Raw genomic sequence first — 11,038 nt, forward strand, 5'->3', positions numbered from 1 at the left:
GGTCCGTTCAGGCAGCGACGCGGGCGGGGGCGGCAGCGATCTCGCAACGGCCGAAGCCCGCCGCGAGCAGCCGTTCCTGCGTTTCGACCACGGCATCGGCATCATCATCATCGCTGGCCACCAGGACCAGTCGACCATCGAGGCCGTCAAACACCGGCAGGCTGGACGAGCCGCCGACGCGGCCGGTCAGCACCACCACAACTTCATAGATATCGCCCAGGGCCTCAACCAACGTCAGCGGCTTGGTGGAATCGCGGTCGATGGCGCCCCCCTGCCCCCACGGCACTTCTGCAAAACTGTTGTCGGAGGATTTGTGGACCACGTCGCCAAAACTGGCGGCATCATGGCTGAGATCGGTGAGGCCAAGCTCATCACTGGCCTCGGCGCTGCCGGCATCGATCAGCGCCACGCTCAAGCCGCGGGCCAGCGCCTCGCCCACCAGTTCCTCGGCCAGCATGGCGCAATCAAGATTGGTGCGGTGGGCGGCCAGGATCACCACATGGGTGCGGCCCAGCACAAGATCGGAAGTTAGATCGGCAAGCGCAATCACGCCCGGAACCGGCAGAGGAGAAGCCGTCCGCAGCGGCACGGCGTCCAGTTCCGGCTCGGGTTCAAGCTCGGGGTCTGGCTCATTGAACCCGAACGCGTCGTCGGGCCTGGCGCTGAGCAGCGTCTGAATAAAGCGTTCGGCCTCGGCGGAGCGCTCGCCGACGGGCGGCGCCACCGGCACCTGTAGGACAGGCTCGACCCGTTCGGGCTCAGGTTCGATTTCAGCGTCGATCTCTTCCGGTTCGTCGAAGAGATCGTCCTGGGCCAGCGCCTGGACCTCCTCAACCATCTCGGCGGGGGCGACCGGCTCTTCCCAGCGCTGCTCGGGCTCCAACTCATCTTCGATGAAGGGCACTTCGTCGAGTTCGTCCTGGGCGCGTTCGGGCTCACGGCCCGAAATGATGGCGCGGCCGGAGATCAGTTCACCGAAGATGATGACGCCGAGCTGGGTCGCCAGCGCCACAATGCCAACCGCCAGCAAGATAAGGGAAGTCTTGGGCGAGGCCGGCGACACTGACGGCGCAGCGAGGCTGACCACCCGTACGTCGGGCAGCGCCGAATTGGCATCGACCCGCGACATGGCCTCGCTATAGCGCTGCAGATAGCCTTCGAGCAGGTCGCGCTGGGCCTTGGCCTCGCGCTCCAGCCCGTCCAGCGTCACCGTGTCGGTGGTAGCGGTGGAAGCTGACGACTTGGCGCGGGTCAGGTCGGCCTGTAGCGAGGCTTCGAGATCGGCTTCGATCTGGCCTTCGGACTCCAGGGCGTCGGCGACGCGGCGGCCTTCAAGGCTGATCTGGTTGTTCAGCTCGGCGATCTGGGCGGTCAGGGCCTGAATGGTGGGGTGGTTGCTGAGCAGGGTCGCCGAGCGCTGGGCCTTCTCGCCCTGTAGGCGGGCCTTTTCCTGGCTGAGCTGCTGGATGACCACCGACTCGCGGACATCGGCCACGCCATCGATGGGCTGGCCGCGTTCGATCATGCCGCGTATGAGGGCGGCGCGCGACAGAGCGGTGCTCTTGCGCTCCTGCGCGGCACTGATCTGGGTGGCGATGGTGGAAAGATTCTGGTTGAGCAGGCTGGTATTGTTGGTGCCGGTGAACAGGTCGTTGGCCACCTTGAAATTGGCGACCGCAGTTTCCGCCGCTGTCACCGAGACGCGCAGCTTGGCGATCTCGTCGGCGAGCCAGCCCGACGCTTCAACCGTATCGGAGAGCGACAGCTCGGCCCGGCGGGCGACATGGGCATTGGCCACGGCATTGGCGATCTTGGCGGCCAGTTCCGGATCGGTAGAACGCACCAGCACCGAAATGATGCGCGAGTCGCGCTCCTGAATGACGGTGAGGCGCTCATAGAGCGTGTTCAGCACGGTTTCATCGACGCTGACCGGCGTCGCCTTGCGCCCGAGCAATTGCGAAATAATCGCCATCGGGGAGAAGCCGCCGCCCCCTGCCCCGTTGAATTCACTCACCGAGCGCAGGTCGAGCTTGTCGATGACATTGAGCAGCGTGTCGCGGGATTTGAGCAGTTCGATCTGGCTCGACACCACGCCGGCATCGCTGCTCGGGGACGGCGCCAATTCGTTGGAGGCGCGGCTGTAAATATTGCTGCGCGACTCGATCAGGATCGAAGCCGAGGATTCATAAAGCCGCGGCATGAACATCAACAGGACGAAGGTCGCGGCCAGCAGCAACGCCGTCACCACGATGACACGCGGCAAGCGCTGCACCACCGAACCCAGTACGGCACCAACATCGATCCGAGCGTCGCGCACGGTCTGCGACTCAAACGCCATGGTCATCCCTCGTATTGCGGTCGATTTATCGCCCCCTCGTGGTAATCAATCCGTTAACCCAATTGCAGATCGCAAGAATACGCTGCGCGCAGAAGGAATTTGTTAACCACGTTTGCGCGACATTGGCGCCGTCTGAACCGCCGGGATTCTCATGCGCTGGTTGCCCATTCTCATGATTGCGCTGATGCTGTCGTTGACAGGTTGCGCCAGCACGCGTCCGGCCACCTATCTCGTTGACACCAAAGGGCCCTACCAGCTCGACACCGGCGACGCCGTACGGGTCACCGTCTATGGCGATGCGGATCTGAGCGACACCTACCGGATCGACGACAGCGGCGCGATCGCCTTCCCGTTGGTCGGCCCTGTGCCGGTGCGCGGCGTGACCACTACGGCTGCTGCCGGACGGCTGGCCGCAGCATTGGCCAATGGCTTCATGCGCAATCCGGACGTGGCGGTGGAAGTGGCGGAGTATCGTCCCTTCTTCATCCAGGGCGAGATCAAGAATGCCGGGCAGTTCCAATATGTCTATGGCATGACCGTGCGCGCCGCGATCAGTACGTCTGGCGGCTTCTCCGACACCGCCGATCGCAGCCGGGCCATAATCTATCGCCGCCAGGGCGACGAAATGGTCAAGGGTACGGTCGAGCTCGACGCCCCGATCTATCCGGGCGACACCGTGGTTATCCTTGAACGCTGGTTCTAAACCGGTGCCCGGTTCCAAACTGCGCATTCTGCAGGTGATGCGGGCTCCTGTTGGGGGCCTGTTTCGACATGTGGCGGACCTAACGCGCATGCTGGCCGCCGATGGCCACGCGGTCGGGCTGGTGGTCGACAGCCTCGTCAACGACACCCAAACCGAAAGCAAGCTGGCAGCACTGCTGCCCCACGCCAGTCTGGGCATTCATCGCTTCGCCATGCCGCGCGTGCTGGGCGCGGGCGACCTCACGACACCGTTCGCGGTGCGCCGGCTAGCGCACTCGCTCGGCATCGACGTGATGCATGGCCACGGCGCCAAGGGCGGCTTTTATGCCCGGCTGGCGCGCCTGACCGGCAGCAGCGCGGTAGCGCTCTATACGCCCCATGGCGGGGTGCTGCATTTTTCCAGATCGTCGCTATCGGGTCGCATCTTTCACCAGCTTGAACGCCGGCTGATGGCGCAGACCGGGGCGCTCATCTTCGAAAGCGCCTATGCCAAGGCGACCTATGCCGCGCTGATCGGCACACCAAGCTGCCCGACCGAGATCATCCACAATGGCCTGGCGCCCGATGAATTCATTGCGGTAACGCCCGTGCCCGATGCGGCGGACTTCGTGTTCGTCGGCGAATTGCGCGACCTCAAGGGCATCCACGTGCTGGTCGAGGCGCTGGCTGGCGTCACTCAGCCCGGCGGCAAGCCCGCCACGCTGGTGATGGCCGGGGATGGCCCCGACCGGGCGAAGCTGGAAACCCAGATTGCCCGGCTGGGATTGGCCGACCGTGTGACCCTGCTGGGCGCACAAGCGGCACGACCCACCTTTGCCCGCGGCCGGGTGGCCGTGGTGCCGTCACTGGCCGAGTCGTTGCCCTATATCGTGCTTGAGGCCGCAGCCGCGCAATTGCCGGTGCTGGCGACACGGGTCGGCGGGATTCCCGAAATCTTTGGGCCGGAGTCCGATCGTCTGGTGGCGGCGAACGATGCCACGGCGCTGCGCACGGCGATGCAGGCGGCGCTTGATGATCCAGCAGCGGCACAAGCGGGCATGCGGCAGCTCTTGGGCCATATCGAAAGTCGCTTCTCGCTGGCCACCATGGCCGGCAGCGTTGAAGCACTCTATTATTCAGTATTGGCACGAGCTTAAGCTTTCAACTTCACCGAGTATAAACGCCTTGTCGCGACAATGGCGGTAGAATTTCTATACCGGTAGCGCCCCATGTATCGAGTTGACCCCAAGCAGGCCGTGCGTCAGCACGTATCCAAGCAAGCTGCGGCCGGCGCGTCGGGGCAAAAGCTGTCGGCAGCGGCTGAGGCGATCATCGCCGCGCCCGTCGAACGCAGCCTGTCGGGTAGTGTGGTATCTGGCGTGGCGCAAGCGGTCGAAGCCGCGCTGCTGGCGCTGCTGGGCTATGGCATCTACGAATATTACGTCGAGCTGGGTCAACCGACCTTTTACATCCCGGTGATCCTGGCCTCCTGCCTGCTGTTCAACGTGCTGGCCAATACCGCCCGCACGCACCGCATTGCGTCCTATCGCACCCTGTTCGACCAGACGGCCCGGGTCCTGATCGGCTGGACGCTGGTGATGACGGTGTTGACCGTCGGCATTTTCTTCTTCAAGGCCGGCGATCTGTTCTCGCGCGTCTGGCTGGTCAGCTGGTATGTCAGCGGCGCCATCGCGCTGATTATCTACCGCGTCGCCCTGCGGGGGCTGGTGCAGCGCTGGACGGCGGCGGGACGCCTGCGCCGCCGCACCGTGATTGTCGGCGGCGGCACCGACGCCGAAGACCTGATCGAACAGATCCGCGCCAGCGCCAGCAGCGATATCCATTTGCTCGGTTTGTTTGACGACCGCATCGACGAGCGCTCGCCCGAGATGGTCGCCGGCCATCCCAAGCTGGGCCGGGTCGTCGACCTCATCGAATTCGCCCGCCGCACCCAGGTCGATCTGGTGCTGGTCTCCATGCCGCTATCAGCGGAAAAGCGGGTGCTGGACATGCTGACCCAGCTCTGGGTGCTGCCGGTCGACATCCGCCTGTCGGCGCATATGAGCAAGCTCAAATTCACCCACAACGCCTATTCCTATGTCGGCGATATCGCCGTATTCGACATGGCCGACCGGCCGATTTCGGACTGGAACCTGGTGTTCAAATGGGTGTTCGACAAGCTGGTGGCGCTGACGGCGCTGATCCTGCTGTCGCCGGTGATGCTGATCACCGCCATTGCGGTCAAGCTCGAGAGCAAGGGGCCGGTGTTCTTCCGGCAGAACCGGCACGGCTTCAACAATGAGCTGATCAAGATCTATAAATTCCGCTCGATGCGGACCGACATGCTGGACGCCACGGCGGCCCAGCTGGTCACCAAGGGCGACCCGCGCGTCACCAGGGTCGGCAAATTCATCCGCAAGACCTCTATCGACGAGCTGCCGCAGCTGTTCAATGTGCTGAAAGGCGAGCTGTCGATCGTCGGGCCACGCCCGCATGCGCTGCAGGCCAAGGCCGCCAACCAGCTGTATTATGAGGCGGTTGAAGGCTATTTCGCCCGTCACCGCGTCAAGCCCGGCATGACCGGCTGGGCGCAGATCAATGGCTGGCGCGGGGAAACCGACACCATCGACAAGATCATGCAGCGGGTGAACCACGACCTCTATTACATCGAGCACTGGTCGATCCTGTTCGACATGTACATCGTGCTGATGACGCCGGTGTCGCTCGTCTCCAAAAATGAGAATGCCTATTGAGCGCCGCTGGCACCCTGGATGGCAACGGCACTGAGGCCGGGTCCAGGGGGCTCGGCCTTGCCGTGCTGCGCGCCCGCGCCATGCGGCTGCTCGACATCATGGTCGGCTTCTGGATCTTTACCGGCGGCATGGTGCTGTTCGAGCCCTCCCCCTATGAGCTGAGCTTCCTGGCAGTGTTGCCGCTGGCGTTCATTGCCGGGATGGGCCTCTATCGCTCGACCTTTGGCCTGCTGGCCATTCTGGTCGGCTTCACGCCCTTTGCGCTGATCGCCTGTTTTCAGGTGCGCTTTACGCCGCTCACCGATGCGCTGATCTTTTCCATCGTCACCATCTTCCTGCTGCTCACCGCCTATTTCATCGCCAATTACGTGGCGGAAGCCACCGAGCGGCGGATGCGCATCGTGATGAACGCCTATACGGCGGTGGCGGTGATTTCGGCGATCATCGGCACGCTGGCCTATCTTGGCATCCTGCCCGGAGCCGACATTTTCCTGCGCTATGGCCGGGCCAAAGCGGCGTTCAACGACCCGAACGTCTATGGCCCCTTCCTGGTGCTGCCGGCGATGTATGCGCTGCAACGGGTACTGCTGGGCTCCACCCGCTCGGCCATGCTGGCCGGGCTGGTCTATCTGATCCTGTTCGTGGGTGTGTTCGTCAGCTTTTCCCGCGCGGCCTGGGGACATTTTGCCATGTCCTCGCTGATCGTGCTGGTGCTGTGCTTCTGGCTGGAGGCGGCGGCGCGCGACAAGGTCCGCATCATGATCATGTCGCTGCTGGGCGCCGCCATGCTGGTGGTGGCGCTGGCCGGGCTACTCAGCATTCCCTCGGTGGCCGATCTGTTTGAGACGCGCGCGGCCGGGCAGAATTACGATTCGGGCGAAACCGGGCGCTTTGGCCGGCAGGGCTATGCGTTCGAACTGGCGCTGGACCATCCGCTGGGCATCGGCCCCGGCGAATTCCGCAATCTGCGGATCATCGAAGAGCCGCATAATGTCTATGTGTCGGTGCTGCACGTCTATGGCTGGGGCGGCGGGGCTATGTATTACCTGCTGGTGATCCTGACCCTGTGGCGCGGCATCGCCGCCCTCACCCGCCCCTCGCCCTACCGGCTGATGATGATTCCACTGGTGGCGACTTTCACCATGCTGGTGGGGGAATCGGTGATCATCGACAGCGATCACTGGCGCCACTACTACCTTGTGGCCGGACTGATCTGGGGCATCGCCACCGCCGTCCACAATGATGAGCGGGCCCGCGCGCCACGCGAGCAGATGCTGATCTAGAGGGGTCCGCGCAGATAGCGCTCGGCCAATTGCGCCGTGCCCTCGGCAAAGCCGTCCATATGCTGCTGCGCCAGCTTGGTTTCGGCATGCGAACCGATCCAGGCCAACAGCGCCATGCGGCGCAGCATGATCATGGAATCGATGGCCGCGATATCGGCGGGCTGCAGCGGGCGCACGGTCTGATAGCCCTGCAACCAGGCCGCCTTCAGCGCCGGCACCGTCTTATGGGTCTCGTGGAACGAGATGGCGGCGGCGAAGTCGTAGGTGAACCAGCAGAAGCCGCTATCGTCGAAGTCGATCAGCGTCACGCGGTCGCCGTCGACCAACAGATTGCCCAGCCGCATGTCAGCATGGATCAGGCCATAGCGGTCGGCCCCGGTGCCATATTCCGCCAGCCGCAGCCAGAGGGTCGAATCGAGGCGGTCGAGCGTCGAGCGAATGCGGTCATTGACGCCGGGCGCGATGCGCCAGTCGCCCCACAGCCCGTCGGCATCCAGAATCGTCGCCGCCTGCCAGACCTGCCGCTCAAATCCCGGCGGGCGCTGCCAGTTGGACACATGCTGGTGCATGGTGGCGGCATAGGTGCCCAGCGTACCGAACAGGCCTTCCAGATTGTCGTCCGGCGTCGGTTCGCTACCGGGAATATGGCGGAACAGCACGGCAAGGCGATCACCCTCGGGCGTGACGAATGCCTGCAACAGCTGGCCGTCACGCCCCGGAATCGGCTCGGGAATGGCCAGATCGGTGTCGCGCCGCAGCGCCAGCAGCCAGGCCAGTTCGCTCTCGATCGAGGGGCGCGACTGGTAGCCGGGGCGATGGATGCGCAGGGTGAAACGACCCTGGTTGGGCGTCTCGATCAGAAAAGTGTGGTTTTCGGAGTGGTTGATCAGTCGGGCGCTGCCGCCTTCGACTTCGCCCCAGTTCGACAGGGCGGGCTCGATTTCACGCGCCGTCAGGGGCATCAACAGGGCTCCAGACTGGCAGCTGGACGCCGCGCAGCTTTACGGCTGACCAGGAGAGGAAATTTTGGTCGGAGCGGCCGGATTTGAACCGACGACCCTTTGTCCCCCAGACAAATGCGCTACCAGGCTGCGCTACGCCCCGACTGCGCGGAGACATAGACAGACTGGGCATATGAGGCAAGCCCCATTTTCCGGAGAAAAGGAACAAATAGGCGATACCCCGTGGAAAAGCCCAGTTGGGTGGGGGGAAGCCCCACGCAAAACCCCACGGGACGGGAACCAGATTGAGGACGAACAATAGCACGTCAGAGACCCGCTACTTCCGCGCGATGAGCCTGTCGGCCAAGCGGTCAGCCTGGACGCGGATATCGGGGATGGCTTCGATCTCGAAGAAGCGGCCGCGCGTCAGTGGCCCGACCACCAGTAGTTGTTCGCTGACCGTGCCGGCGGCGTCGATGACGGCACAGTCCTCATCGACATCGAGCCCAATACGGAGGGCATCGGCCCGTGCCCTGCCCCGCGCTACCAGATCGCGGATCACCGGGTTGGAACTCGACATCACGTCGACGCTGACACCGCCGCAATCATAGACCCGGGCCACGTCGAGCTTTTCGCGGGTGGACGAGCCACGGCGGCGAATCTGGGCCTGCACCGCGCCGTCATGCGGTTCGGCGCCGATGAACTCGGCAGCGATCAGCTGCACCTGGCCAATGGCGATGGCCTGTACCAGCCGCTCATGCAGTTCCGGCGGCAGGCGATGGCGGTGAATATTCCACCACGGGCGCAGATGGCGCAGAAACTGACGGCGCGTCTGCTCCGACCAACTCTGCCACAGAAGCTGATTATAGGGGCGCAATCCATCGACGACGCTGCGCCAATCGCCACCGGAGGCTTCGGTGCTGCGCGCCAGTCCCCGGAACCAGGTGAAAAACTGGAGAAGGCTGGTGCCGAAGGGCACATCGGCGGCGTCGAGTTCGAGCGGCGGCACGTCGCGATGGCCCTTGGGCAGCAGGCCATTGCGCGACACCACGATGATCGGGCCGCGATGATTGGCGTCGGCCAGTGAAATCCAGGCGTCCACCATGCTGAGGCCGGAGCCGAGGATCACCACGGCAGCATCCGGATCAAGCGGGGTATCGCTCTCGGAGCCGAGGCGCACGGCAATGCCACGACTGCGCGCCGGCTGGGTTTCGTGCCCCACCGCCAGAACGGCGCTATCGCTGTGGAGGCGCGTGCCATTGGCGAGCAGGGTTTCGATGCCGGCGGGGCTTTCGTGGACGGCCACCGCCTCCTCGGACAGCACCACCAGCCGGCCGGGGCTGGAGCGGCCGGCCTCGGCCAGCACATGCGCCAGATAGGCGCCATAGAGGCGGCGCGGCACGAAGACCCAGGGACCGCTTTCGGCGGAATAGCCCTGGGTCTGCAGCCAGCGCCAGAAATGGTCGGGATCGTCGGCAAAGGCGCTCATGCCGCGAGCTGGCACGTTGACCTTGTGGTCCTGCTGGCTGGCGGAATAGGCTAGGCCCTGGCCGAATTCGCCACGGCGCTCAAGCAGGGTGACGCCGATATCGGTGGCGGGATCGCGCAGCAAATGGGCAGCGAGCAGGACGCCACTGGCGCCACCACCGATGATGGTAACCGTGGGGCGCGGCGCTACAGCCTCGGGCTCAGCAAGGGGCGGAATGGGCATAGGGCCTCGTCACAAATTGGCGCGGGGCAGAATCCGCCTTCAGGTCGGGATTGTAAATAATGCCTAGAAAGGCACCAAACAAGGCAAAAAATTGCTCCATCCGGGCAGCAATCCCCACCGAAAATGGCGTGGAAGCCCTGCGGCGAGTGAGCCGCGCCCGAACTCTGGACCCGGCGCTGCGCTAATTCATCGGCGTGATAGGATTGCCCCGGACCTGTACTGGAGCGCTCGGACGGCAGCGCATGTCGCGACGGAAATCACTCGGCGACATGCCAGCGATCTTGCGGAACGACTTGTTGAAAGCACTGAGTGAACCAAAGCCGCTATCCATGGCCACTTGCAGCACATTGGCCTCGTCCTGCATCAGCAGCGCCTGGGCGTAGCTGAGCCGCATCAAATTGACATAGTCGTTCAGGGTCATGCCCGTCGACTTCTTGAAGACATTCATCGCGTATTTGGGATGGATATCGGCGGCTGAAGCGATGTCGGCGGAATCGATTTCTTCGCGGAAATTGTCGGCGATGAAATCGCAGATGCGGACGACGATGGGCGAAGAATGGTGGTCGAGCCCATCCACCGCCTTGACCACATCGGCCGGCCCCGGCAGCAGGCTATAGGGATCGAAGCGCACGCGCTCGATGCGCAGCAGCAGTTCATCCACCGCCATGCTGGCCTTCAGCGCATCACCGGATCGCGCATAAGTGTTCCAGCGGGCGAAATTCAGTGCATCGGAGGCGTCGGTGGCGCGCGTGATCAGGGTTGCGCCCTGCATCAGTTTGGACTGCACGTTCTGCGGCAGGCGCAGGCGGAAGAAATGTACCAGCGGCAGATGCCCGCCAGCATAGATCAGATCGTCGGAAGCATCGTCGAGGAAATGCGGCAGGCCGCCCCAGAACAGGGCCAGATCACCGGCATCAAAGCGAACCTTGTGACCGCTCATGTGATAGTGGGCCCAGCCCTGCACGATATAGTAGACTTCAACCTGCGCGTGCCAGTGTGCGGTCCGCATCAGCAGCGGGGTTGCGTGGAACATTTGCAGTTCCGTCGGGAGACGTTCTACCCCGTTAGTACCGGGCTCGTAGTAGAGAGCTGGCTCGGTTTGTCTGAACAGCTATTGGGGCATCTCTAGGTGGATTTCGGCCCTGGTTATGCCGCTGCCGGGATTGGCATCAGCGCATTGAAGTAGGCGAAGTCGGGCGTCTTTCGGTCAAGGCTCGAGTGGGGCCGGCGACCGTTGTAGAAGGCCAGATAGCGGCCGATCGAGGCCCGGGCATCGGAGACGGTGTCGTAGGCTCGCAGGTAAACCTCTTCATACTTGATCGACCTCCAAA

Annotated in this window: 9 protein-coding genes and 1 tRNA gene; 4 read left to right on the plus strand and 6 right to left on the minus strand. The window is 63.7% G+C overall.

All coding sequences use genetic code 11. The features are described 5' to 3' along the window. Nucleotides 1–7: 7 nt before the first annotated feature. Nucleotides 8–2,338, minus strand: coding sequence for a GumC family protein (locus ACX3OZ_RS17480; protein ID WP_459105075.1), 2,331 nt, complete (start codon nt 2,336–2,338; stop codon nt 8–10). A 184-nt stretch (nt 2,339–2,522) separates the two neighbouring features. Between ACX3OZ_RS17480 and ACX3OZ_RS17485 the strand changes: the two genes are divergently transcribed. From ACX3OZ_RS17485 to ACX3OZ_RS17500, 4 genes are all read left to right on the plus strand, one after another. Then, complete coding sequence (locus ACX3OZ_RS17485; RefSeq protein ID WP_459105076.1) at nt 2,523–3,041, plus strand: polysaccharide biosynthesis/export family protein; 519 nt, start codon at nt 2,523–2,525, stop codon at nt 3,039–3,041. Nucleotides 3,042–3,045: 4 nt separating this feature from the next. Continuing rightward, nucleotides 3,046–4,176 (plus strand): glycosyltransferase family 4 protein, encoded by a 1,131-nt coding sequence (locus ACX3OZ_RS17490; RefSeq protein WP_459097659.1) that lies wholly within the window; start codon nt 3,046–3,048, stop codon nt 4,174–4,176. Between the two features lie 72 nt (nt 4,177–4,248). Then, entirely contained in the window at nt 4,249–5,772 is a 1,524-nt protein-coding gene (locus tag ACX3OZ_RS17495; protein WP_459097658.1) for an undecaprenyl-phosphate glucose phosphotransferase, read from the plus strand. After that, a complete protein-coding gene (locus ACX3OZ_RS17500) occupies nt 5,769–7,055 on the plus strand; it encodes an O-antigen ligase family protein (RefSeq protein ID WP_459097657.1) in 1,287 nt (428 codons plus the stop codon). The genes ACX3OZ_RS17495 and ACX3OZ_RS17500 overlap by 4 nt, the downstream gene beginning before the upstream one ends. Here the strand turns inward: ACX3OZ_RS17500 and ACX3OZ_RS17505 are convergent. The 5 genes from ACX3OZ_RS17505 to ACX3OZ_RS17525 all read right to left on the minus strand — a co-directional run. Then, a complete protein-coding gene (locus ACX3OZ_RS17505; protein ID WP_459097656.1) occupies nt 7,052–8,017 on the minus strand; it encodes a phosphotransferase enzyme family protein in 966 nt (321 codons plus the stop codon). The genes ACX3OZ_RS17500 and ACX3OZ_RS17505 overlap by 4 nt on opposite strands. A gap of 65 nt (nt 8,018–8,082) precedes the next feature. Beyond that, nucleotides 8,083–8,159: transfer RNA gene (locus tag ACX3OZ_RS17510), tRNA-Pro, on the minus strand. A 174-nt stretch (nt 8,160–8,333) separates the two neighbouring features. Beyond that, nucleotides 8,334–9,707: an FAD/NAD(P)-binding protein gene (locus tag ACX3OZ_RS17515; protein WP_459105077.1), complete on the minus strand. Its 1,374-nt coding sequence runs from the start codon at nt 9,705–9,707 to the stop codon at nt 8,334–8,336. Nucleotides 9,708–9,888: 181 nt separating this feature from the next. After that, nucleotides 9,889–10,740 carry a helix-turn-helix domain-containing protein gene (locus ACX3OZ_RS17520; protein ID WP_459105078.1) on the minus strand — a complete coding sequence of 284 codons (852 nt, stop codon included), beginning with the start codon at nt 10,738–10,740 and terminating at the stop codon, nt 9,889–9,891. Between the two features lie 113 nt (nt 10,741–10,853). Continuing rightward, on the minus strand, nt 10,854–11,038 hold a 185-nt coding region (locus ACX3OZ_RS17525; protein ID WP_459105079.1), incomplete at its 5' end, for an integrase core domain-containing protein.

The sequence above is a fragment of the Devosia sp. A369 genome, from assembly GCF_054489345.1.